This is a genomic window from Kitasatospora sp. NPDC054939 (assembly GCF_053610105.1).
This window is the reverse complement of the sequence record NZ_JBSGXP010000001.1, coordinates 1-25,468: the sequence shown is the minus strand read 5'-3', so window position 1 is coordinate 25,468 and position 25,468 is coordinate 1. Positions and strand designations below refer to the sequence as shown.

Annotated in this window: 16 protein-coding genes; all 16 read left to right on the top strand. The window is 73.8% G+C overall.

The features are described 5' to 3' along the window. Position 1 precedes the first annotated feature (1 nt). Positions 2–1,495, top strand: coding sequence for an Asp-tRNA(Asn)/Glu-tRNA(Gln) amidotransferase subunit GatA (gene gatA, locus ACWGB8_RS00080; RefSeq protein WP_452208600.1), 1,494 nt, complete (start codon positions 2–4; stop codon positions 1,493–1,495). Next, a complete protein-coding gene (locus ACWGB8_RS00075; RefSeq protein WP_452208598.1) occupies positions 1,492–1,731 on the top strand; it encodes a hypothetical protein in 240 nt (79 codons plus the stop codon). The genes gatA and ACWGB8_RS00075 overlap by 4 nt, the downstream gene beginning before the upstream one ends. Positions 1,732–1,818: 87 nt before the next feature. Continuing rightward, entirely contained in the window at positions 1,819–3,324 is a 1,506-nt protein-coding gene (gene gatB / locus ACWGB8_RS00070) for an Asp-tRNA(Asn)/Glu-tRNA(Gln) amidotransferase subunit GatB (protein WP_452208596.1), read from the top strand. 249 nt (positions 3,325–3,573) lie between these two features. Next, on the top strand, positions 3,574–3,738 hold the full coding sequence (locus tag ACWGB8_RS00065) for a hypothetical protein (protein ID WP_452208595.1): 165 nt from the start codon (positions 3,574–3,576) through the stop codon (positions 3,736–3,738). Between the two features lie 143 nt (positions 3,739–3,881). Further along, positions 3,882–6,929: a helix-turn-helix transcriptional regulator gene (locus ACWGB8_RS00060; protein WP_452208594.1), complete on the top strand. Its 3,048-nt coding sequence runs from the start codon at positions 3,882–3,884 to the stop codon at positions 6,927–6,929. Positions 6,930–7,419: 490 nt separating this feature from the next. Next, positions 7,420–10,344, top strand: a complete 2,925-nt coding sequence (locus ACWGB8_RS00055; RefSeq protein WP_452208826.1) for a putative bifunctional diguanylate cyclase/phosphodiesterase — start codon at positions 7,420–7,422, stop codon at positions 10,342–10,344. A gap of 312 nt (positions 10,345–10,656) precedes the next feature. Next, a complete protein-coding gene (locus ACWGB8_RS00050; RefSeq protein WP_452208592.1) occupies positions 10,657–12,510 on the top strand; it encodes an acetolactate synthase large subunit in 1,854 nt (617 codons plus the stop codon). A 32-nt stretch (positions 12,511–12,542) separates the two neighbouring features. After that, complete coding sequence (ilvN, locus tag ACWGB8_RS00045) at positions 12,543–13,067, top strand: acetolactate synthase small subunit (protein WP_452208590.1); 525 nt, start codon at positions 12,543–12,545, stop codon at positions 13,065–13,067. A gap of 144 nt (positions 13,068–13,211) precedes the next feature. Further along, positions 13,212–14,210, top strand: a complete 999-nt coding sequence (gene ilvC, locus ACWGB8_RS00040) for a ketol-acid reductoisomerase (RefSeq protein ID WP_452208589.1) — start codon at positions 13,212–13,214, stop codon at positions 14,208–14,210. 247 nt (positions 14,211–14,457) lie between these two features. Next, positions 14,458–16,047 carry a phosphoglycerate dehydrogenase gene (gene serA / locus ACWGB8_RS00035; RefSeq protein WP_452208824.1) on the top strand — a complete coding sequence of 530 codons (1,590 nt, stop codon included), beginning with the start codon at positions 14,458–14,460 and terminating at the stop codon, positions 16,045–16,047. Positions 16,048–16,340: 293 nt separating this feature from the next. Next, the gene (locus ACWGB8_RS00030) at positions 16,341–16,499 is read left to right on the top strand and encodes a hypothetical protein (protein ID WP_452208588.1); all 159 of its coding nucleotides are present in this window, start codon (positions 16,341–16,343) and stop codon (positions 16,497–16,499) included. Positions 16,500–16,757: 258 nt separating this feature from the next. Next, the gene (locus tag ACWGB8_RS00025; protein WP_452208586.1) at positions 16,758–20,144 is read left to right on the top strand and encodes a S8 family serine peptidase; all 3,387 of its coding nucleotides are present in this window, start codon (positions 16,758–16,760) and stop codon (positions 20,142–20,144) included. Positions 20,145–20,398: 254 nt separating this feature from the next. Beyond that, positions 20,399–21,436, top strand: coding sequence for a 3-isopropylmalate dehydrogenase (locus ACWGB8_RS00020; RefSeq protein WP_452208584.1), 1,038 nt, complete (start codon positions 20,399–20,401; stop codon positions 21,434–21,436). Positions 21,437–21,653: 217 nt separating this feature from the next. Then, positions 21,654–22,766 carry a branched-chain amino acid aminotransferase gene (locus ACWGB8_RS00015; protein ID WP_452208583.1) on the top strand — a complete coding sequence of 371 codons (1,113 nt, stop codon included), beginning with the start codon at positions 21,654–21,656 and terminating at the stop codon, positions 22,764–22,766. A 104-nt stretch (positions 22,767–22,870) separates the two neighbouring features. Beyond that, positions 22,871–23,437 (top strand): Uma2 family endonuclease, encoded by a 567-nt coding sequence (locus tag ACWGB8_RS00010; protein WP_452208581.1) that lies wholly within the window; start codon positions 22,871–22,873, stop codon positions 23,435–23,437. Positions 23,438–23,807: 370 nt separating this feature from the next. Further along, positions 23,808–25,415 (top strand): citramalate synthase, encoded by a 1,608-nt coding sequence (gene cimA, locus ACWGB8_RS00005; protein WP_452208579.1) that lies wholly within the window; start codon positions 23,808–23,810, stop codon positions 25,413–25,415. The last annotated feature ends 53 nt before the right edge of the window (positions 25,416–25,468 follow it).

Below are 25,468 nucleotides of genomic sequence, written 5' to 3'. Positions count from 1 at the left end.
GATGACCGACCTGATCCGCTACACCGCCGCCGAGACGGCCGCCGCCGTCGCCACCGGCGAGGTCTCCGCCGTCGAGGTCGCCCAGGCGCACCTGGACCGCATCGACGCCGTCGACAAGAAGGTCAACGCCTTCCTGCACGTCGACCACGAGGGTGCGCTGAGCGCCGCCCGCGCCGTCGACGAGAAGCGCGCCCGCGGCGAGGAGCTCGGCCCGCTGGCCGGCGTCCCGCTCGGGCTCAAGGACGTCTTCACCACCAAGGGCGTCCCCACCACCTGCGGCTCCAAGATCCTCGAAGGCTGGATCCCGCCGTACGACGCGACCCTGACGACGCGTCTCAAGGACGCCGGCATCGTCGTCCTCGGCAAGACCAACATGGACGAGTTCGCGATGGGCTCGACCACCGAGAACTCCGCCTACGGCGCGACCGGCAACCCCTGGGACCTCGGCCGGATCCCCGGCGGCTCCGGCGGCGGCTCGGCGGCGGCCCTCGCCGCCTTCGAGGTGCCCCTCGCCATCGGCACCGACACCGGCGGCTCGATCCGCCAGCCCGGCGCCCTCACCGGCACCGTCGGCGTGAAGCCGACCTACGGCGGGGTCTCCCGCTACGGCCTGGTCGCCTTCTCCTCCTCGCTGGACCAGGGCGGCCCCTGCGCCCGCACCGTCCTCGACACGGCGCTGCTGCACGAGGCGATCGCCGGGTACGACCCGCTGGACTCCACCTCGATCAACGCGCCCGTCCCGCCGGTCGTCGAGGCCGCCAAGCTGCGCGACGTGCGCGGCATGCGGATCGGCGTGGTCAAGGAGTTCGCCGGCGAGGGCTACCAGGCCGGCGTCATGCAGCGCTTCTACGAGAGCGTGGAGCTGCTGCGCGAGCTGGGCGCCGAGATCGTCGAGGTGTCCTGCCCGTCCTTCGACCTGGCGGTGCCCGCCTACTACCTGATCGCGCCCAGCGAGGCCTCCTCCAACCTGGCCCGCTTCGACGCGATGCGCTACGGCCTGCGGGTCGGCGACGACGGCACCCGCTCCGCCGAGGACGTCACCGCCCTCACCCGCGAGGCCGGCTTCGGCGCCGAGGTGAAGCGCCGCATCATCCTCGGCACCTACGCCCTCTCCTCGGGCTACTACGACGCCTACTACGGCTCGGCCCAGAAGGTCCGCACCCTGATCTCGCGCGACTTCGACGCCGCCTTCGCCGGGGTGGACGTGCTGGTCTCCCCGACCTCGCCGACCACCGCGTACCCGATCGGCGAGAAGGCCGACGACCCGCTGGCGATGTACCTGCTGGACCTGTGCACGATTCCGTCGAACCTGGCGGGCAACGCGGCCATGTCACTGCCCTGCGGCCTCGCCCCGGAGGACAATCTCCCGGTCGGCCTGCAGATCATCGCACCCGCGATGGCGGACGACCGCCTGTACCGCGTGGGCGGCGCCGTCGAGGCCGCACTCAACGACAAGTGGGGGCACACCCTGCTGGAGGAGGCACCGGCACTGTGAGCAGGATCGAGAAGGCCAAGGGCTTCAAGCACAGCAAGCCCGGTCTGTGGCTGTCCATCGGCACCAGCGCGTTCGGGGCGATCTCGATCGTCAAGGACGTCAAGAAGGCCCGGACCGAGAACGACACCCTCAAGCTCATCAACGCCCTGGTCGGCGCCGCGGCCCTGGTCACCGGCACCGCGCTGCTGGTGCGCGAACTGCGCCGGCTCGGGGACGACGACGTGCTGCTGGGCTGACGGCCCACCGGCCCGGTCGCACCCGCTGCGGCCGGGCCGGCACCACCCAAGCCCCGTACCTCAGAAAGCTTTAGTGAAGGGGACGCTGTGAGCGTCATGAACCTGGTCTCCTACGAGGACGCTCTCGCGTCGTACGACCCGGTGATGGGCCTTGAGGTCCACGTCGAGCTGGGCACCAAGACCAAGATGTTCTGCGGTTGCTCGACCGAGCTGGGCGCCGAGCCCAACAGCCAGGTCTGCCCGACCTGCCTGGGCCTGCCGGGCTCGCTGCCGGTGGTCAACGCGGTGGGCGTGGAGTCGGCCGTCAAGATCGGCCTGGCGCTCAACTGCGAGATCGCCGAGTGGTGCCGGTTCGCGCGGAAGAACTACTTCTACCCGGACATGCCCAAGAACTTCCAGACCTCGCAGTACGACGAGCCGATCGCCTTCAACGGCTACCTCGACGTGCAGCTGGAGGACGGCTCGACCTTCCGCGTGGAGATCGAGCGCGCCCACATGGAGGAGGACACCGGCAAGTCCAGCCACGTCGGCGGTGCCACCGGCCGCATCCACGGCGCCACCCACTCGCTGCTCGACTACAACCGGGCCGGCATCCCGCTGATCGAGATCGTCACCAAGCCGATCGAGGGCGCCGGCGAGCGCGCCCCCGAGGTCGCCCGCGCGTACGTCGCCGAACTGCGCGAGCTCATCCGCTCGCTGGGCGTCTCCGAGGCCCGGATGGACAAGGGCCAGATGCGCTGCGACGTCAACCTGTCGCTGCGCCCCCACGGCACCGAGACCTTCGGCACCCGCTCCGAGACCAAGAACGTCAACTCGCTGCGCAGCGTCGAGCGGGCCGCCCGGTTCGAGATCCAGCGGCACGCCACCGTGCTGACCGACGGCGGCACCATCGTCCAGGAGACCCGGCACTTCCACGAGGACGACGGCAGCACCACGGCCGGCCGGATCAAGGACAACGCCGAGGACTACCGCTACTTCCCGGAGCCCGACCTCGTCCCGGTCGCGCCCGCCCGCGCGTGGGTCGAGGAGCTGCGCGCCGCGCTGCCCGAGCTGCCCCGGGTCCGCCGCGCCCGCCTGCAGGGCGAGTGGGGCCTGTCCGACAAGGACATGCAGTCGGTGCTCAACGCCGGCGCGGTCGAGCCGATCCAGGAGACCATCGCCGCCGGCGCCCCCGCCGACCAGGCCCGCAAGTGGTGGATGGGCGAGCTGGCCCGCCGCGCCAACGAGACCGGCACCGAGCTGGCCGAGCAGCCCATCACCCCGGCCCAGGTCGCCCGGGTGTGCGCGCTGGTCGCCGAGGGCAAGCTCAACGACAAGCTGGCCCGCCAGGTCATCGAGGGCGTGCTCGCCGGCGAGGGCGAGCCGGACGCGATCGTCGAGCAGCGCGGCCTGGCCGTCGTCTCCGACGACTCCGCGCTCGGCGCGGCCGTCGACCAGGCGATCGCCGAGAACGAGGCGATCGCCGCCAAGATCCGCGACGGCAAGGTCGCCGCGGTGGGCGCGCTGGTCGGCGCGGTCATGAAGGCCACCCGGGGCCAGGCGGACGCCGCGCGCGTCAAGGACCTGATCCTGGAGAAGCTGGGCGCCGCCTGAGGCGCACCCCGGTGCTCCCCGGGCCGGTCTGAGGGGGCCTTAGACGCCTCAGGGCGCCCGGACCGGTTCTAAGGCCCCGGTCCACCCCGTAAGGAGGGTGGACCGGGGCCTTCGCCGTACCCGGACCCCCGTCGGCTAAGGCGGTCCGGGCCCGCAGGATGCGGCAGGCTGCCGATGTGCGCCACCCCCCTGGGAGAGGAGTGTTTACCCCGGCAAGAGAAACACCACTCACCCACCAAGGGGAACGAAGTGATCGAGTACGAGCTCATCCAGCAGCGGGCCCAGGAGCTCCGGCACCTGGCCGAGCAGCAGCGACTGGCCCGCGAGGTCCGGACGCCGAGGGCCGGGCGCACCCTGCGCCGGCTGACCGGCGTCCGCACGGCCCGGCGCACCGGGCAGCTGAGCGAATGCTGACGGATCGGCACCCGTCGGGAGCCGGAGCACCGCAGCAGGGCATCGAAGGGGAGGCGCAGCAGGGGAGCGCCTCCCCTTCGGCCCGTCCGCAGGGCGGGATATCCGGTCGGCCGCTGCCGAGCGGTTATGGCATGCTCGCCTCCATGCAGCAGATATCGGTGAGTCCCGTCTTCGTCGGCCGCGGCACCGAGATCACCGTCCTGGGGGAGGCGCTGCGCCGGGCGGGGGAGGGCAGCCCGCAGGCCGTCCTGATCGGCGGTGAGGCCGGCGTCGGCAAGACCCGGCTGCTGGAGGAGTTCCTGCAGCAGGCCTGCGAGAGCGGCGACGGGGTCGCCACCACGCTCGGCAGCTGTCTGGAGGTCGGCGCCGAGGGCCTCCCGTACGCCCCGCTGGCCACCGCGCTGCGCAGGCTGCACCGCAACCTCGGCACCGAGCTGGAGACCGCCGCCGCCGGCATGGAGGGCCACCTCGCCCGGCTGCTGCCGGACTTCGGGGAGGCCGACGGCGAGGCCAACGACGAGTACGGCCGGGCCCAGCTGTTCGAGCACACCGCGAGGCTGTTCGAACGGCTCGGCGCGGAGCGTACCCTCGTGCTCGCCGTCGAGGACCTGCACTGGTCCGACCGCTCCACCCGCGAGCTGCTCGCCTACCTGCTGCGCACCCTGCACCGCTCCCGGGTGCTGCTGGTCGCCACCTACCGCACCGACGACCTGCACCGCCGCCACCCGCTGCGCCCCTTCCTCGCCGAACTCGAACGGCTGCGTACCGTCCAGCGGTTGGAGCTGGCCCGGTTCGAACGCGGCGAGGTCGCCGAGCAGCTGGCCGGGATCCTCGGCACCACCGCCCCCGACCGGGCGCTGGTCGACCGCATCCACCGCCGTTCCGAGGGCAACCCGTTCTTCGTCGAGGAGCTCGCCACCGCCTTCCGCAGCGGCTGCTCGGCCGGCCTCACCGAGGGGCTGCGCGACATCCTGCTGGTCCGGGTGGAGGCCCTGGAGGAGGAGACCCAGCGGGTGCTGCGGATCGCCGCCGAGGGCGGCTCCTACGTCGAGCACGCGCTGCTCGCCGCCGTCCTGGACGACGACGAGGAGGAGCTGATCGAATCGCTGCGCGCCGCCGTCGGCGCCAGCATCCTGCGCCCCGACACCGACGGTGACGGCTACCGCTTCCGGCACGCGCTGGTCCGCGAGGCGGTCTCCGACGACCTGCTCCCCGGCGAGCGGCACCGGATCAACCGCCGCTACGCCGCCGCCCTGGAGGCGCGCCCGCACCTGGTCGGCGGCGACGTCCGGCCGGCCCGGCTGGCCAACTACTGGTACCACGCGCACGACGCCGACCGGGCCCTGCCCACCGCCCTGGACGCCGCCCGCGCCGCCCGGCGCCGCAACGCCTTCGCCGAGCAGCTGCGGATGCTGGAACGCGCCCTGGAACTCTGGGAGCAGGTCTCCCCGGACGTCCGGCGCAACACCCTGCGCCCGTACGACTGGGCCGAGACCTACCCGCCCGCCGCCTGCGAACCGGCCGGCCACGGCGAGCCCTGCGACAGGCTGCAGCTCATCGACGTCCTCGCCGAGGCGGTGGTCGCCGCCCGCCGCGCCGGCGACCGCGAGCGCGGCCTCAGCCTCTCCAAGCGCGCCCTCAAGCTGGTCGACGAGGACGAGCACCCGCTGCGCGCCGCGTGGTTCCGGATGAACCGGGCCCGGATGCTCGGCCACCTGCGCCGCTCCGGGGACGGCGAGGAGATCGCGTACGCGCACCGGCTGGTCGAGCACCTTCCGCCGTCCGCCGTCCAGGCCGAGGTGTTCGCGCTCGGCGCCGGCATCGCCATGCTCAACCGGCCCACCGGAGAACACATCGAGCTCGCCGAACGGGCCGCCGCCATCGCCCGCGAGGTCGGCGCGCACTCGGTCGAGCAGCACGCCCTGATGACCCTCGGCACCCTGCGCTACGACCTCGACCCGGACCCGTCCGCCGGCGTCGCGGCGCTCACCGCCGCGGTCGAGGCCACCCGCCGACTCGGCGTCCCGGACGTCCTGCTGCGCGGCATCAACAACCTGGCCGGCATGCTGCGTTCGCTCGGCCGCTCGCAGGAGGCCGTGGCACTCGCCCGGGAGGGCCTGGAGGCCGCCGACTCCACCGGGCTGCTCCGCAACACCGGCACCATCCTGAGCGGCAACCTCGCCGAGGCGCTGGTCGACATCGGCTGCGCCGACGAGGCCGCCGCCGTGCTCGGCCACTGCGACCTGGCCAGCGCGACCGGCTCCCACGCCGAGTTCCTCGACCGGATGCGCGGCGAACTCGCCCTGCTGCACGGCGACCTGGACACCGCCGCCGAACTGCTGACCCAGGCCGACGCCGCCAACCGCTCCGGCCAGGCCCAGCACACCATCCCGATCCGCCGCCTGGCGCTGCGCCTGGCCGCGCTGCGCGGTCGGCCGCTGGAGGCCCGCGCCGAGCTGGCCGCGGCCCTGGAGGACGGCTTCGGCCCCGGCTACGAATCGGACGTCCTCCCGCTGCTGGCCGACGCCGCCGCCGTCGAGGCCGACCACCGCGGCCTGCCCGAGACCGCCCCCGGCCGGGCCGGGGTGCTCGCCGTGATCGCCCGGACGGCCGCCGGGCTCGTCCCCAAGGCCCCCGTGCACCACGGCTGGGCCCGGCTGCTGGAGGGCGAACTGGCCCGCGCCGAGGGCGCCGACACCCCCGCGCACTGGACCGCGGCGGTGACCGAGCTGCGGCCCACCGGGCTGCCGTACCCGCTGGCGCTCGCGCTGCTGCGGTCCGCCGAGGCCGAGGTGCTGGCGGGCCGCCGGGAGGAGGCCGCCGAACTGCTGCGCGAGGCCCGCGCACTCGCCCGGACCAGGGGCGACCGGCCGCTGCTCGGCGAGATCACCGCGCTGGCCGAGCGGGCCGGCCTGGCGCTCGCCGCCGGCAACGCCCGCAGGACCGCTCCGACGCCCTCGGGGGCGGACGCCCTCGGCCTCACCCCCCGTGAGCGGGACGTGCTCCGGTTGCTCGCGCGCGGGCGCACCAACCGCCAGATCGCCGAGGAGCTCTACATCTCGCCGAAGACCGCGAGCGTCCACGTCTCCAACATCCTCGGCAAGCTGGAGGTGGCGGGCCGGGGCGAGGCGGCGGCTCTGGCGCACCGGCTGCGGCTCTTCCCGGACGAACTCGCCCCGGTCGCGCACTGACCGCACTCCCGCCCGCCCGGCTCCGCCCGCCCGCCCCGCCCGGGGCGGGCGCTGCCGCGTGCTCCCGTGCGCGCCGCGTGAGCCCCCTTGCGTGCGCCGCCGCCAACCGGGCCGATCCGGCGGAATCAGGTGCATTTCCCCACCCCTCGACCATTACTCTAAGTTGAGTGTGCGTCTCATTGAGTGACCGAAGTGGTGTAGTGTCCCGGGAGGGAACATCGGTGCGGTGCGGCGACCGGAAGGCCGCCCACCCCCTGGGCCACCGCCCTGACGGGGCGCCAGGACACCGCGTACGGCCACCAGGTGCGCGGCCGGTGGGCCGTGGCCGGGGCGCCGGGTCCCGGGCCGGAGGGGGAGAGGCCGAGTGAGCTCCACCGATGCGGTGCTGCCCGGGGCCGGGCGGCCGGGCGCACCGGACACCGACGCGTCCGCACCGCCCAGACGCCCCGAGCCCGCCGCGCCCCGCGCCCCGGGCGGCCCGCTCCGCGGGCTGCTGTACAGCCGCAGCCTGCCCGGCGCCGCGCTCTCGGTGCTCTGCCTGGCCTACGCGGCCGGCGCCGCCACCGGCTGGGGATCCGACCAACTCGCCATCTTCATGGGCGACTTCGGGCTCGCCGCGGCGGCCCTCGCGGCAGCGCTGTCCTGCCTCGCGCACGGTTGCACGGTCGGCGGCCACGCCCGCCCCGCCTGGCTGCTGTTCGGCCTCTCCTCGCTCATGGTCTCGCTCGGCAACGGCACCTGGGGCTGGTACGAGCTCGTCCTGCGCAGCCCGCTGCCCGAGGGGTCGCTCGCCGACTACGCCTTCCTGCTGTTCGCCCCGCTCGCCATCACCGGCGTCGTGGTGCTCGCCCAGCGCCCCAGCAACGCCGCCGGCTGGGTCTGCCTCGTCCTCGACGGCTGGCTGGTCGCCGGCTCGCTGTTCACCCTCAGCTGGAGCCTCGCCCTCGGCCGGGTCGCGGCCGGCGAGGACGGCTCCCCGCTGCGCCTCGCCCTCAACCTCGCCTACCCGCTGCTCGACATCCTGCTGGTCTCGCTGGTCGTCGGCCTGCGCTTCGGCGGCCGGGACGGCAACCGGGCCGCCGTGCACACCGCGATGGTCGGGCTGGCCGTCACCGTGCTCTGCGACGCGTTGTTCACCAGCCCCGAACTGCGCAGCAGCTACCGCTCCGGCGAACTGCTGGACGCCGGCTGGTTCGCCGGCAGCGTGCTGCTGGCCTGGGCGCCCTGGTCCGCGCGCCGGCGCCGGCCCAGCCGCGAGCACCCCTCGGCGGGCGGCACCCCCCGCCGCCGGGTGGCCACCACCTTCAGCGCGCTCACCCCGTACGCCGCCGCCGCGGTCTGCACCGCCGGGATCCTCTACAACGCCCTCGGCGGGCGGCCGCTGGACCGCGTGGTGGCCGCCGCCGCGTGCACCGTCGGCCTCGCGCTGATCCTGCGGCAGGGCGTGATGCTGCTGGACAACCTCTCGCTCGCCCAGGAACTCGCCCAGAAGGAGGCGCACTTCCGCTCCCTGGTGCAGGGCTCCAGCGACGTCATCATGATCACCGGGCCGGACGGCGTGCTCAACTACGTCTCCCCGGCCGCCCTCGGCGTCTACGGGCGCGACCCCGAGGAGCTGATGGGCGGCCGGCTGCTCGACCTGGTCCACCCCGAGGACGTCGCCCGGGTGCTGCTGGAGGTGCGCCGCTTCCTGGTGCGCGGCCGGCGCGCCGCGACCCCCGGCGCCGCCGAGGGATCGGCCCGGGTCGAGTGCCGGCTGCGCTCCGGCGCCGGCGAGTGGCTGCACGTCGAGTCGACCGTCAGCCGCTACCGCGACGGCCTGATCCTCAACAGCCGGGACGTCACCGAGCGGGTGATACTCCAGGCCCAGCTCCAGCACAACGCCTTCCACGACCCGCTCACCGACCTGCCCAACCGCGCGCTGTTCGCCCAGCGGCTGCGCGCCGCGCTCGGCACCCGCGGCGGCGAGCGCACCCGCGAGCCGCAGAGCGGCGGCTCCGGCGTCGCCGTGCTCTTCCTCGACCTCGACGGCTTCAAGGCGGTCAACGACACCGCCGGCCACCAGGTCGGCGACGAACTGCTCGTCCAGGCCGCCCGCCGGCTGCAGGCCGCCGTGCGCTGCGGCGACACCGTCGCCCGCTTCGGCGGGGACGAGTTCGCCGCCCTGGTCTGCGGACCGCTCGGCCGCCTCCAGGTCCAGGAGCTCGCCGAACGGCTGCGCCTCGCGCTCTCCGAGCCGTACTGGATCGGCGGGGTGGAGCTCGCCGTCGCGGCCAGCATCGGCATCGCCTTCGGCACCCCCGAGCGCGGGCCCGCCGCCGACCCGCGCGCCGCCGCCGACGAACTCATGCGCAACGCCGACCTCGCGATGTACCGGGCCAAGTCCGAGGGCAAGGGCCGGGTGGTGCTGTACAGCCCCGCCATGCGGGCCGACCTGGAGCGCCGCACCGAGTTGGAGGAGCGGCTGCGGGTCGCCGTCCGCGAGGGCAGCTTCACGCTGTTCCACCAGCCCGTCGTCGACCTCGCCACCGGCGTGGTCACCACCGTCGAGGCGCAGGCCCGCTGGCGCTCCGCCCAGGGCATGCTGCTCACCCCCGCCGAGTTCCTGCGCTCCGCCGACCACGGTGATGCGGCCACCCGCTTCACCCGCTGGCTGGTGCACGAGGCGGTCGCGGCGGCCGTCCGGCGCGGCTCACCGGCGGGGCCGCGGGCCACCCCCGTCCCGGTCTCGGTCCGGCTCTCCGCCGACCGCCTCTGCGCCCCCGGCATGCACGAGACGATCACCGCCGCGCTGCGCGACAGCGGCCTGCCCCCCGCCCACCTGGTGATCGAGGTCGCCCGGATGGGCCCGGACGCGCTCGCCGACGAACTCGGCCGCCGACTGGCCGCGCTGCGCCGGCTCGGGGTCTCCACCGCGGTGGCCGGCTTCGGCGCCGGCGGCGGCTCGCTCGGCACCCTCGCCCGGATGCCGTTCGACAGCCTCAAGCTGGACCGCACCCTCGTCCAGGACCTCGCCGAGTCGGCGCTCAGCCGCACCCTCGCCGCGCACGCCCTGCGGCTGGCCCGCGACCTCGGCCTGGCCGCCGCCGCCGAAGGGGTGGACCTGCCCCGCCAGGTCTCCGTCCTCCAGGAACTGGGCTGCCGGCTCGCCCAGGGCAGCGCCTTCGCCCCGCCGCTGGACGAACCGCGGCTGCGCCGGGCCCTGGCCCGCCGGGCCTACCCGCTGCCGAGACCGCTCGGCGGCGTCTCGGCGCGCCGCGCCTATCTCGCCGCGGACCCCCGAACGGGTGGCCGACCCGACCCCCAGCCGGGACGTGTCGTACATCACCACGGGGCCTCCGACCTGCCCGAACACCGCGCCGTGGCTGGTCCGGGAGCAGGTCCGCATGGCGAGACTGTGATCCCACCTGCTTGACAGGCGGTGTCGCACCGGAGGAAGGTCGTTGCCATGCGCACCCGAATTCTCGTACTTGGCGGGCGCGTCGGCTGAGCGGGCCACCGTGCCCCGCTCGTGACAGACCGACGCGCCACCCCTCGCATGCCCTTGGCACGAGGGGTTTTTTGTTGCACTGACGCTGTTCCACCCCCGCAAGACCCCTAGCCGCAAACGGCCGGAAAACGGACGATTGAGGCAGAGCCGGCGATCGGCCCGAGCACGGTTCCCCACCCTCCAAGCACCCGGGACCGCAGCCACCAGGGCCGGCAGAACCCGAGAAGAGACAGGCAGATGACTGAGCACGCCGCATCCCCCCGCCGCGGGGACACCCCGGCCGCCAACGCTCCCGCTCCCCAGCACGTCGTCGAGACCATGACCGGCGCCCAGTCGCTCATCCGCTCGCTGGAGGCCGTGGGGGCGGACACCGTCTTCGGCATCCCGGGCGGGGCCATCCTTCCCGCGTACGACCCGCTGATGGACTCCGCCAAGGTGCGCCACATCCTGGTCCGCCACGAGCAGGGCGCCGGCCACGCCGCCACCGGGTACGCCCAGGCCACCGGCCGGGTCGGCGTCTGCATGGCGACCTCCGGCCCCGGGGCGACCAACCTGGTGACCCCGATCGCCGACGCCTACATGGACTCCGTGCCGATGGTGGCCATCACCGGCCAGGTCTCCTCCAAGGCGATCGGCACCGACGCCTTCCAGGAGGCGGACATCTGCGGCATCACCATGCCGATCACCAAGCACAACTACCTGGTCACCGACCCGGCCGAGATCCCCCGGGTGATCGCCGAGGCGTTCCACATCGCCGCCACCGGCCGCCCCGGCCCGGTCCTGGTCGACATCGCCAAGGACGCGCTGCAGGCCACCACCACCTTCCGCTGGCCGGTCGAGACCACCCTGCCCGGCTACCGCCCGGTCACCAAGCCGCACGCCAAGCAGATCCGCGAGGCCGCGAAGATGCTGGTGAACGCCAAGCGCCCGGTGCTGTACGTCGGCGGCGGCGTCATCAAGGCGCACGCTACGGCCGAGCTGCGGATCCTCGCCGAGCTGACCGGCGCGCCGGTCGTCACCACCCTGATGGCCCTCGGCGCCTTCCCCGACAGCCACCCGCAGCACCTGGGCATGCCCGGCATGCACGGCTCCGTCCCGGCCGTCACCGCCCTGCAGAAGGCCGACCTGCTGTTCACCCTCGGCGCCCGCTTCGACGACCGCGTCACCGGCAAGCTGGACGGCTTCGCCCCGTACGCCAAGGTCGTGCACGCCGACATCGACCCGGCCGAGATCGGCAAGAACCGCCCGGCCGACGTGCCGATCGTCGGCGACGCCCGCGAGGTGCTGGCCGACCTGATCGTCGCCGTCCAGGCCGAGTACGACGCCGGCCACAAGAGCGACTACAGCGAGTGGTGGTCGAAGCTCGACGAGTGGAAGAAGACCTACCCGCTGGGCTACGAGCCCGCCCCCGCGGGCGAGCTCTCCCCGCAGCAGGTCATCGAGCGGATCGGCCAACTGGTCGGCTCGGACGCGATCTACGCCGCGGGCGTGGGCCAGCACCAGATGTGGAGCTCGCAGTTCATCCGCTTCGAGAAGCCGGCCACCTGGCTGAACTCCGGCGGCGCGGGCACCATGGGCTACGCCGTCCCGGCCGCGATGGGCGCCAAGGCGGGCCGTCCGGAGGCCGCGGTCTGGGCGATCGACGGCGACGGCTGCTTCCAGATGACCAACCAGGAGCTGGTCACCTGCGCGCTGAACGACATCCCGATCAAGGTCGCGGTCATCAACAACGGCTCGCTGGGCATGGTCCGCCAGTGGCAGACGCTGTTCTACAACCAGCGCTACTCCAACACCGTGCTGCACGCGGGCCCCGGCCACGACGGCATCGAGCCGCCGGCCCAGGGCACCCGGATCCCCGACTTCGTGCTGCTGTCCGAGGCGATGGGCTGCGTCGGCCTGCGCTGCGAGCGCCCCGAGGACCTCGACGCGGTGATCGAGCAGGCGATGGCCATCAACGACCGCCCGGTGGTCATCGACTTCATCGTCCACCAGGACGCCATGGTCTGGCCGATGGTCGCGGCCGGAACCAGCAACGACGAGATCCAGTTCGCCCGGGGCGTCCGCCCGGACTTCGGCGACGACACCGACTGACCCCCGATCCACGACCTCACGGAATGAGAACCATGTCCAAGCACACCCTCTCCGTCCTGGTCGAGAACAAGCCCGGCGTGCTCGCCCGCATCGCCTCGCTGTTCTCCCGTCGGGGCTTCAACATCGACTCCCTCGCCGTCGGGCCGACCGAGCACCCGGACATCTCCCGGATGACCATCGTGGTCAACGTCGAGGACCTCCCGCTGGAGCAGGTCACCAAGCAGCTCAACAAGCTCGTCAACGTGATAAAGATCGTCGAGCTCGACCAGGCCGCTGCGATCCAGCGGGAACTGGTCCTGGTGAAGGTCCGGGCGGACAGCGACACCCGGTCCCAGATCGTCGAGATCGTCCAGCTGTTCCGCGCCAAGACCGTGGACGTGTCGCCCGACGCGGTGACCATCGAGGCCACCGGCAGTTCGGACAAGCTGGAGGCGATGCTCCGGATGCTGGAGCCGTACGGCATCAAGGAGCTCGTCCAGTCCGGCCTGGTCGCGATCGGGCGCGGCGCCCGTTCGATCACCGACCGCTCGCTGCGGGCCCTCGACCGCAGCGCCTGAGCCGCCCGCGGACTCGTGCCGCACTCGGCGCTCCCTCGGGAACGCCGTCTCACACCCTGAAGCAACGCCCCACACCCCGCCGGGTGCGCATACGGTAGGAACCGCAGTACCCGGCAACACCACCACGCAAGGAGATGTGCCCCCGTGGCCGAGCTGTTCTACGAAGACGACGCCGACCTGTCCATCATCCAGGGCCGCAAGGTCGCGGTCATCGGCTACGGCAGCCAGGGCCACGCCCACGCGCTGTCCCTGCGCGACTCGGGTGCGGACGTCCGGGTCGGCCTGAAGGCGGACTCGAAGTCCCGTGCCAAGGCCGAGGAGGCCGGCCTGCGCGTGGTCACCCCCGCCGAGGCCGCGGCCGAAGCCGACGTCATCATGATCCTCGTGCCGGACCCGATCCAGGCCGACGTCTACAACGAGTCCATCGCCCCGAACCTGAAGGCCGGCGACGCCCTGTTCTTCGGCCACGGCCTGAACATCCGCTACGGCTTCATCAAGCCCCCGGCCGACGTCGACGTCTGCATGGTCGCCCCGAAGGGCCCGGGCCACCTGGTCCGCCGCCAGTACGAGGAGGGCCGCGGCGTCCCCGCGATCGTCGCGGTCGAGCAGGACGCCACGGGCAACGCCTTCGCCCTCGCGCTGTCGTACGCCAAGGGCCTGGGCGCCACCAAGGCCGGCGTCATCAAGACCACCTTCACCGAGGAGACCGAGACCGACCTGTTCGGCGAGCAGGCCGTCCTCTGCGGCGGCACCGCCGCCCTGGTGAAGGCCGGCTTCGAGACCCTGGTCGAGGCGGGCTACCAGCCCGAGATCGCCTACTTCGAGTGCCTGCACGAGCTGAAGCTCATCGTCGACCTGATGTACGAGGGCGGCCTGGAGAAGATGCGCTGGTCGGTCTCCGAGACCGCCGAGTGGGGCGACTACGTCACCGGCCCCCGCATCATCACCGACGCCACCAAGGCCGAGATGAAGAAGGTCCTCGCCGAGATCCAGGACGGCACCTTCGCCAACACCTGGATCGCCGAGTACAAGGCCGGCCTGCCCAAGTACAACGAGTACAAGAAGGCCGACGAGGACCACCTGCTGGAGAGCACCGGCAAGAAGCTCCGCAAGCTGATGAGCTGGGTCAAGGAAGAGGCGTAGGCCCTCCGGGGGACACGGGCGGGGAGTCCGTGTCCCCCTTGTACAACCAGGCGGCTCCCGTCCGGGTGATTTCGCCGGACGGGAGCAGCTGCGCCCTGCGCCCGTCGATACACTTCCGAGTGCGCGTCAGGCCCACAGCGTCGTGCGTCTAGCTACGCGGCATGCCACCTTCCCCCGCCCGGCAACGCCACCCTCGTGCCGTGGACGGGGAGAACCGGACAGTTAAGGACACACTGTCGTGAGCACTGTGACTTCCAAGAGCGCCGTCGTACTGATCGCCGAAGAGCTGTCGCCCGCCACCGTCGACGCCCTCGGCCCGGACTTCGAGATCCGGCACTGCAACGGTGCGGACCGCACCGAGCTGCTGACCGCGATCGCCGACGTCGACGCCATCCTGATCCGCTCCGCCACCAAGGTGGACGCGGAGGCGCTGGCCGCCGCCCGCAAGCTGAAGGTCGTCGCCCGGGCCGGTGTCGGCCTGGACAACGTGGACGTCTCCGCCGCCACCAAGGCCGGCGTGATGGTCGTCAACGCGCCGACCTCCAACATCGTCACCGCCGCCGAACTCGCCTGCGGCCTGCTGATCTCGGTCGCCCGCAACATCGCGCCGGCCAACGCCGCGCTCAAGGACGGCGAGTGGAAGCGCAACAAGTACACCGGCGTCGAGCTGAGCGAGAAGGTCCTCGGCGTCGTCGGCCTCGGCCGGATCGGCGTGCTGGTCGCCCAGCGGATGTCCGCGTTCGGCATGAAGATCGTCGCGTACGACCCCTACATCCAGGCCGCCCGCGCCGCGCAGATGGGCGTCAAGCTGGTCTCCCTGGAGGAGCTGCTGGAGGTCTCGGACTTCATCACCGTCCACCTCCCCAAGACCCCGGAGACCATCGGCCTGATCGGTGACGAGGCGCTGCACAAGGTCAAGCCGACCGTGCGCATCGTCAACGCCGCCCGCGGCGGCATCGTGGACGAGGCCGCGCTCGCCGCGGCCCTGCGCGACGGCCGGGTGGCCGGCGCCGGCCTGGACGTGTACGCCAAGGAGCCGTGCACCGACTCGCCGCTGTTCGCCTTCGACAACGTGGTCGCCACCCCGCACCTCGGCGCCTCCACCGACGAGGCGCAGGAGAAGGCCGGCATCGCGGTCGCCCGCTCGGTCCGCCTGGCGCTGGCCGGCGAGCTGGTCCCGGACGCCGTCAACGTCCAGGGCGGCGTGATCGCCGAGGACGTGCGCCCCGGCCTGCCGCTCGCCGAGAAGCTCGGCCGCATCTTCACCGCGCTGGCCGGCGAGGTGGCCGCCCGGCTGGACGTCGAGGTACGCGGCGAGATCACCCAGCACGACGTCAAGGTGCTCGAACTCTCGGCCCTCAAGGGTGTGTTCGAGGACGTCGTGGCCGAGACCGTGTCCTACGTCAACGCCCCGCTGTTCGCCCAGGAGCGCGGCGTCGAGGTCCGCCTGACCACCTCCAGCGAGAGCCCCGAGCACCGCAACGTCATCACCGTGCGCGGCACCCTCGGCAACGGCGAGGAGATCGCCATCTCCGGCACCCTGGCCGGCCCGAAGCAGACCCAGAAGATCGTCGGCGTGGACGCCTTCGACGTGGACGTCGCGCTGACCGACCACATGGCCTTCTTCAAGTACGAGGACCGCCCGGGCGTCGTCGGCGTCCTCGGCCGCCACCTCGGCGACGCCGGCATCAACATCGCCGGCATGCAGGTCGCCCGCGACGGCAGCGGCGCGCTGGCCTCCATCACGGTGGACAGCCAGATCCCGCAGGACGTGCTGACCGCGATCGCCGGCGAGATCGGCGCCCGCTTCGCCCGCTCGGTCGACCTCGGCGCCTGAGCCCCGCAGCCCGTACGCCAGGGCCCGGCCACCCCCGCGGTGGCCGGGCCCTCGGCGTTCCCGCCGCGGCGCGCGGGTGGGTCCCGTCTCAGATACTAGGAAATCCAACTATTCGTGCAGACATCGCCGGGCCCTGCCCGTACCGTGGAAAGTGCCATACGGTGAGCCACCCCTGAAGCCAGGGTGCGTGGCCCGTGTGCGCCGTACGCTCCGGCGGCAGGCGATCCCTGCCCGGCGTTCCTCTCCCCACCCTCAGCGCGCCCGTGCGCGCACCGCTTCCAAGGAGCCCCGGTATGCCCCCCACCGCAGACCGCCACGCCACCCCCGCCCCCGCCGCCCAGGCCCGTGCCCCGCGCCGCCGGCGCGCCGCCGAGCCGAACCCCTTCGCCGCCGCGGCCCTGCAGCGCGCCCTCGACCGCCGTGACAACGGCGGCGCCCCCGGCCGGTTCTGAGCGGGTGGCAGCCGTGCGTACCGCCGTGCTGCGGGCCACCGTCCTGCGGACCCTGGTGAAGATCGTCCGAATGAGCCGAACGGCCTGACGCCGTATCACCCCGGAGAGTGCAAGCAGCCCCCGAACGAGGGACGTTGCTCGCGCTCTCCGGCGCGATCATCCTAATTTGGGGCTCCCGGAAGGGAGATCGACGTCCGCACCGGCGGACGTCAGCGGCGCGGCATGCGGATCAGTCCCCCGGCCGGGGGAGAGGGCCCAGTGCACCCGCCGACCACCGTCCACCGACCGTCCCCCCGACCACGCAGCCGACCGCTCACCCGGATCGGCCTCGCCCTGGCCCTGCTGGCCGGGCCGCTCGCACTCACCGCGGCCCCGGCCGCCGCCGGCACCGCCGAAGGGCCGCCGACCGCCACCCGGCCCGCCGCGGACCCGCCCGGCGCCCGCCCGCAGGCCGTCCTGCTGGAACTCGCCACCGAGGCCGCCGGACCGGCCTGGCGCCGGGCCGCCGACGGCGCCCGCCGCGACCTGCGCTCCCCGGACGCCGTCCGCCGCGCAGCCGCCCGGGCCGGCGCCGACCAGCGGACCCGGGCCACCGACGCCCTCGACCGGCTCGCCGCGGCCGTCCACGCCGCCGCCCCCACCGCCCGCGAGCTCTACCGCACCCGCACCCTGCTCACCGGCCTCGCGGTCAGCGCCCCCGCCGACCGGCTGCCCGCCCTGCGCGCCCTGCCCGGCGTGCGCGCCGTCCACCCGATCGTCCGCAAGCAGCGCGAGAACGGGCACTCGGTGCCGCTCACCGGTGCCCCCGCTGCCTGGACCGGCCCCGCCGGGGACGGCACCGACGGCACCACCGGCCGCGGCATGCGGATCGGCATCGTCGACAGCGGCATCGACTACACCCACGCCGACTTCGGCGGCCCCGGCACCGAGGAGGCCTTCCGCTCCGTCGACGGCGCCGCCCCCGCCCCCGCGCACCTCTTCCCCACCGCCAAGGTCGTCGGCGGACGCGACCTGGTCGGCGACGACTACGACCCCGACCCCGCCTCCCCGCACCACCAGCCCGTCCCGCACCCCGACGACAACCCCATCGACTGCGCCGCCAACGGCCACGGCACCCACGTCGCCGGCACCGCCGCCGGCCAGGGCGTCACCGCCGACGGCCGCCCCTACACCGGCCCCTACCGCAGCGGCCTCGACCCCGCCGCCTTCAAGGTCGCCCCCGGCACCGCCCCCGAGGCCCGGCTCTACGCCATCCGGGTGTTCGGCTGCGGCGGCGCCACCGACCAGCTCACCCAGGCGCTCGACCTCGCCGCCGACCCCGACGGCGACGGCGACCTCGGCGACCGCCTCGACGTCGTCAACCTCTCCCTCGGCAGCCGCTTCGGCGCCACCGACGACATCGACGCCGTCGCCGCCGACCACCTCGCCGCCCTCGGCACCGTGGTCGTCGCCGCGGCCGGCAACGAGGGCGACGTGTACGGCATCGGCGGCAGCCCCGGCACCGCCCCGCGGGCCCTCGCCGTCGCCGCCTCCGTCGACCGGCACAGCGACGCCGACGGCATCCGGGTGCTCGCCCCCGAAGCCCTCGCCGCCGTCGTGCCCGGCCACTGGAGCACCCAGTACCCGGGCTGGTCCACCACCGAGGTCACCGGCGAACTCGCCCTGCCCGCCGACCGCGCCGACGGCTGCACCGCCTTCGACGAGGCCGACCGGCAGCGGCTCACCGGCCGGATCGCCGTCCTCGCCTGGCGCACCCGTGAATCCGAACGCGCCTGCGGCTCCGCCGTCCGCGCCAACCACGCCGCCGACGCCGGCGCCATCGGCGCGCTGCTCGCCGCCGACGACGACCACCTCGCCGAGATCGCCGGCAACGACCGCATCCCCGCCGTCCTGCTCGCCCGGGCCGACGGCGAACGGCTGCGGCAGGGCGCCGAACACGGCCCCGTCCGGATCACCCTCGCCACCCCCGGCAACACCCTGCACGGCGTCGTCCCCCAGGACCAGCCGCAGCGCACCGACACCCTCACCGACTTCACCTCGCGCGGCATCGGCGTGCCCGGCGTCGTCAAGCCCGACCTCGCCGCACCCGGCGAGACCGTCTGGTCCGCCGCCGTCGGCACCGGTACCGGCGGCATGCGCGAGGACGGCACCTCGATGGCCGCCCCGCACGTGGCCGGCCTCGCCGCACTCGTCCGCGCCGCCCACCCCGACCGGACCGTCGAGCAGGTCAAGGCCGCCCTGATGAACACCGCCGAGGACACCTGGCTCGGCGACGACCGCACCGGCCCGGTCTACGGCCCCGCCCGCACCGGCTCCGGCCGCGCCCGGGTCGACCGGGCCATCCGCACCCCCGCCGTCGCCCACGCCGCCGGGGAGGGCGCCCCGGCCGGCAGCGTCGGCGTCTCCTTCGGGCCGGTCCCGGTCGACGGGCCGCTGCGACTCACCCGGGAGGTCGAGGTCCGCAACCTCTCCGGGACGCCGATCGAGTACCGCACCGGCTGGGCCGGCGCCACCGGGGTGCCCGGCGCCGGCTTCGAGATCGCCCCCGACCGGGTCACCGTCCCGGCGGACGGCAGCGCCCGGGTCACCGTCACCCTGGCCGTACCCGGCGAACTCGGCCGCGCCCCCGACCCCACCATCGCCGTCCAGCAGGCCGGCCGGGCCCGCAGCTACCGGGCCGAACTCTCCGGCCGGCTGCTGCTCACCCCCGTCGGCACCGGGGACCCCCAGCTGCGGGTGCCCGTGTACGCCGCCCCCCGGCCCGCCACCGGCCTCACCGCCACCGCGCAGGCCCGCACCCCGGCCGGCGACACCCTGGTCGCGCTCAACGGCAGCTCGGCCCCCGGCGGAGGGCCGGGACTGCTCAGCGCCTTCGCCCTCGGCGGCGAGGGGAAGCGCTGGGCGGACTGCCCGGCCGACGGCGGCGGCAAGGAGGTCGAGGCCGGCGCCGGTATCCGGCCCGAGGACGCCGAGGGGGAGGCCGCCCCGCAGGACCTCTGCGTGCAGCGCCCCGGCGACCGGGCGGCCAACCTCCGCGCCGCGGGCGCGGCGGTCGCCGACGGCAGGCTCCACCTCGGCGCCCAGGTGTGGGCCCCCGCCGCCACCCCGGTCGGCGTCTTCGCCGTCCGCGCCGCCCTCGACACCGACGGCGACGGCACCACCGACGCCCACGTCAAGGCCGACCGGCTGCGCGGCAGCGACGTCCTGGTCGCCCGCACCCTGGACGCCCGCACCGGTGCGGAACTCGACGTCCAACCGCTGAACGGCCGCTGGGGCGACACCGACACCGCCCTGCTGGACAGCGACGCCCTGGTGCTCTCCGTCCGGCTGGACGCCCTGCCGAACGTCGGCCCGGGCCTGCGCTACGGCCTCTGGACCGGCGTCGCCACGGCCGGCCCGCCGGACCCGGCCGAGGCGTACTCGGCGATCGGACTGCGCGGCACCCGGCCGACCCTCGGCTTCGACCCGGGCAACCCCGCCCTCACCGTCCGGGCCGGGATCTCCGGACCGCCCGCCGTCGCCGTGCCCGTCCGGCCCGGCACCGTGCTCGACCTGCACCACCCGGAGGGCACCCGCCCCCGGCTGCTCCTCCTCCACCACCTCAACCCGGACGCCACCCGCAGCCAGATCCTCCAGTTGCCCTGACCCGCCCCGCGCGCCGGGGCCCGCAGCGCGCGGCCCCGGCGCCCGACCACCCGGCACGCCCCCCGAAGGGGTGACGCCCCCGGTGATCGCCCGAGCAGTCCGGAACCCCGGCGGCTGCCACGTCGCAGCCGGGATCCCCCACGACCAGACGAAGGTCGAGCCCCCGTTCCCGGCGGCCGTCGGGCTGCCCGGGCGTTCGTCCGGATAGTGGACACGAGATGTCACCCCCTGGAACGCAGGAGTAGGGTCCGAGCATGTCTCGCACGATTCGTCTCGCAGTTGTCCCCGGTGACGGCATCGGCCAGGAAGTGGTGGCCGAAGGGCTCAAGGTCCTGGGTGCCGCGCTTCCCGCCGACGTGAAGCTGGAGACCACCGAGTACGACCTCGGCGCCCGGCGCTACCACCGCACCGGCGAGACCCTGCCGGACAGCGTGCTGGAGGAGCTGAAGGCGCACGACGCCATCCTGCTCGGCGCGATCGGCGACCCGTCCGTGCCGTCCGGCGTCCTGGAGCGCGGGCTGCTGCTCAAGCTCCGCTTCGCCTTCGACCACCACATCAACCTCCGCCCGGGCCGGCTGTTCCCCGGCGTGCAGTCGCCGCTGGCCGGCGACCCGCAGATCGACTTCGTGGTCGTCCGCGAGGGCACCGAGGGCCCGTACGTCGGCAACGGCGGCACGCTGCGCACCGGCACCGAGCACGAGGTGGCCACCGAGGTCAGCCTGAACACCGCGTACGGCATCGAGCGGGTCGTCCGCGAAGCCTACCGCCGGGCCCAGGCGCGTCCGCGCAAGAAGCTCACCCTGGTCCACAAGAACAACGTGCTGGTCCACGCCGGCCACCTGTGGACCCGGATCTTCGAGCAGGTCGGCCGGGAGTTCCCCGAGGTCACCACCGACTACCTGCACGTCGACGCGGCGACCATCTTCTTCGTCACCCAGCCCGAGCGGTTCGACGTGATCGTCACCGACAACCTGTTCGGCGACATCCTGACCGACCTGGCCGCCGCCGTCACCGGCGGGATCGGCCTGGCCGCCAGCGGCAACATCAACCCGGGCGGCGAGTTCCCGTCGATGTTCGAGCCGGTCCACGGCTCGGCCCCGGACATCGCCGGCCAGGGCAAGGCCGACCCGACCGCCACCGTGCTGTCGGTCGCCATGCTGCTGGACCACCTCGGCTACCCCGCCGAGGCCGCCGCGGTCGAGGCCGCGGTCGCCGCGGACCTGGCCGGGCGCACCGGCACCCGCACCACCTCCCAGGTCGGCGACGCGCTCGCCGCCCGAGTATCCGGCTGACGGGGCCGGGAGCGAGAACAAGCTCCGGCCCGGTGGGCCGGAGCGCATAACCGCAGCTTGCAGCTCCCCAAGGAGCTGGCAACTGTTCGGCACGGCCCTCTGGATGCGAGTATCGACAGTGGGCCGTGTCGTTGTGCGTCCGTTTCGGAGCCGTTCGCCGAAACGTCTCGCCGGCGGAGGCGGCCCGGACCAACCCCACGGTGAAGGACACACAGCCATGAGCACGCCCACCCAGGCGCCCATCACGTTCGACCTCAAGCCCTCCGCCCACCCGCTGCCGCAGGCGGAGCGCGAGGCCCGGCTGGCCAACCCCGGGTTCGGCCGCGTCTTCACCGACCACATGGTCACCATCCGCTGGACCGAGGGCCGCGGCTGGCACGACGCCCAGCTCGCGCCGTACGCGCCGCTGGAGATCGACCCCGCGAACATGACCCTGCACTACGGGCAGGCGATCTTCGAGGGCCTCAAGGCGTACCGGCAGGCCGACGGCTCCATCGCCACCTTCCGCCCGGAGGCCAACGCCGCCCGCTTCCAGGCCTCCGCCCGCCGCCTGGCCATGCCCGAGCTGCCGGTCGAGGCCTTCGTCGAGGCCGTCGAGCTGCTGGTCCAGCAGGAGCAGGCGTGGGTCCCGAACGAGGCCGAGCAGAGCCTGTACCTGCGGCCGTTCATGTTCGCCACCGAGGTCGGGCTCGGGGTCCGCCCGGCGAACTCCTACCTCTTCATGATCATCGCCTCGCCGGCCGGCGCGTACTTCCCCGGCGGCGTCAAGCCGGTCTCGGTCTGGCTCTCCGAGGACTACGTGCGCGCCGCCCCCGGCGGCACCGGCGCCGCCAAGTGCGCGGGCAACTACGCCGCCTCCCTCGTCGCCCAGGCCGAGGCCGCCGCGAAGGGCTGCGACCAGGTCGTCTGGCTCGACGCCGCCGAGCACCGGTGGATCGAGGAGATGGGCGGCATGAACCTGTACTTCGTCTTCGGCGAGGGCGAGGACGCCAAGGTCGTCACCCCCGAGCTGTCCGGCGCGCTGCTGCCCGGCATCACCCGCGACTCGCTCCTCCAGCTCGCCACCGACCTCGGCCTCGCCGTCGAGGAGCGGAAGATCTCCACCGAGGAGTGGAAGCAGGGCAACGCCGACGGCACCCTGACCGAGGTCTTCGCCTGCGGCACCGCCGCGGTCATCACCCCGGTCGGCTCGGTCAAGTCCCGCGGCGGCGACTGGACGGTCGGCGACGGCGAGCCCGGCCCGGTCACCATGCAGCTGCGCAAGGCCCTCCTCGCCATCCAGGGCGGCCAGGCCCCCGACACCCACGGCTGGCTGCACCGGATCGTCTGACCCGGCACCCTCCGCACCCCGGGCGCCCCGCTCCCCTCCCGGCGCCCGGGGGCGTAGCCTCGAACCGTTCCACTCGTTGTGCAGGCGACATGAGGGAGGGGACCGTGAGCGCACTGCCGCACGGGTATGCCGAACCACCGCAGTTCCCGGACTACGACCTCCTCGAAGCCTTCCTGGCCCTGGACACCCCTGAGGGGTACAAGGCCGAGCTCATCGAGGGGGAGATCATCGTGGCCCCACCGCCGAACGGCGAGCACGAGACCATGATCGGCCGGATCGTCTGGCAGATCGCCAGCCACTGCCCGGAGGGCATCGACTTCGCGGCGACGAAGGGCCTGATCGTCCCGGACGGCCGCTACATCCCGGACGGTACCTTCGCCAAGGAGGGCGCGCTGCTGCACGCCGGCCCCTGGGCGGAGCCGGACGGGGTGCTGATGGTGCTGGAGGTCACCTCCGGCCGGGCCGCCACGGACCGGGTCACCAAGCGCAAGGGATATGCCGCCGCGGGCATCCCGCTCTACCTGCTGGTCGACCGCCGGTGGAACCGGGTCATCCTGCACCTCGAACCCGCGAACGGCGACTACGGGTCGACCGACGAGGTCGCGATCGGCGAACCCCTGGCGCTGCCCGAGCCGTTCGGCTTCGAGCTGGCGACCGACCGGCTGGGCTGACCGGCCGCGCCCCGGCCGGCCCGGCGGCCCGCCCGGCGCGCCGTGTCCCGGATGGCGAGACGCGGAGGCCGGTCCGCGGACGATGTGCCAGACTGCGAGCGTGTCCTCGCTTTCGCTGATTATTAGCAGCAGGCGCGCCGGTCCGCAGTGACCGCTCCCGCAGGACCCGATGCGGAGCGACCACCAGCGTCCAGACCCGCGCGCAGACCTCTCGCACCCGCGAGGGGTCTTTTGTTTTGCCCCCGGACCGGCCGGAGCCCCCACAAGGGGCCGAGGGACACCGGGAGCGCGCGGGATGCTGGACAGTGGAGCCGGAACGAGCAACCGGCAGAGCAGTACCGAAACCTCCCGGAACGGAGAACCCACGGCCATGACCGAGGCCAGCAGTCACCCCGACGACAGCTTCCACGTCTTCGACACCACCCTGCGCGACGGCGCGCAGCGCGAGGGGATCAACCTGACGGTGGCCGACAAGCTGGCCATCGCCCGGCACCTGGACGACTTCGGGGTCGGCTTCATCGAGGGCGGCTGGCCGGGGGCCAACCCCCGCGACACCGAGTTCTTCGCCCGGGCCGCGGCCGAACTCGACCTGCGGCACGCCCAGCTGGTCGCCTTCGGCGCCACCCGCCGGGCCGGCGGCAGCGCCGCCGCGGACCCGCAGCTGGCCGCCCTGGTCAACTCGGGCGCCCCGGTCATCACCCTGGTCGCCAAGTCCCACGACCGGCACGTGGAGCTGGCGCTGCGCACCACCCTGGACGAGAACCTGGAGATGGTCCGGGACAGCGTCACCCACCTGAAGTCGCAGGGCCGCCGGGTGTTCATCGACTGCGAGCACTTCTTCGACGGCTACAAGGCCAACCGCGGCTACGCGCTGGCGGTGGTCCGCACCGCGCACGAGGCCGGCGCCGACGTGGTGGTGCTCTGCGACACCAACGGCGGGATGCTCCCCGGCGGGGTGCGCGAGATCGTCGCGGACGTGCTGCGGGAGACCGGCGCCCGGCTCGGCATCCACGCCCAGGACGACACCGGCTGCGCGGTGGCCAACACCCTGGCCGCGGTGGACGCCGGCGCCACCCACGTCCAGTGCACGGCCAACGGCTACGGCGAGCGGGTCGGCAACGCCAACCTGTTCCCGGTGGTCGGCGCGCTGGAGATCAAGTACGACCGCCGGGTGCTGCCGTCCGGCCGCCTCGCCGAGATGACCCGGATCTCGCACGCGATCGCCGAGCTGGTGAACCTGGCGCCCTCCACCCACCAGCCGTACGTCGGCTTCTCGGCGTTCGCGCACAAGGCCGGGCTGCACGCCTCGGCGATCAAGGTGGACCCGGACCTGTACCAGCACATCGACCCGGAGGCGGTCGGCAACACCATGCGGATGCTGGTCTCCGACATGGCGGGCCGCGCCTCGGTGGAGCTGAAGGGCAAGGAGCTGGGCTACGACCTCTCCACCGACCGGGACCTGGCGGGCCGGGTGGTCGCCCGGGTCAAGGAGCAGGAGAGCCTCGGCTACACCTACGAGTCCGCGGACGCCTCCTTCGAGCTGCTGCTCCGGGACGAGGTGCGCGGCGGCCGGCAGCGGTTCTTCGCGCTGGAGTCCTGGCGGACCATCAGCGAGCAGGGGCCGCAAGGGAACGCCGGCAACGAGGCGACCGTGAAGCTCTGGTCCAAGGGCGAGCGGAAGATCGCCACGGGTGAGGGCAACGGCCCGGTCGACGCGCTGGACAAGGCGCTGCGGGCCGCGCTGGAGCCGGTCTACCCGGAGCTGGCCCGGATGGAGCTGGTGGACTACAAGGTCCGCATCCTGGAGGGCCAGCACGGCACCGGCTCGAAGACCCGGGTGCTGATCGAGTCCGCCGACGGCAGTGCCACCTGGTCCACCGTCGGGGTGGCGGACAACGTCATCGCGGCCTCCTGGCTGGCCCTGGAGGACGCCTACACCTACGGCCTGCTGCGGGCCGGGCTGGAGCCCACCGAGTAGCCGCGCCGCGGGCGCACGGCGGCGGCCCACGGACCCGTCGCGGGTCCGTGGGC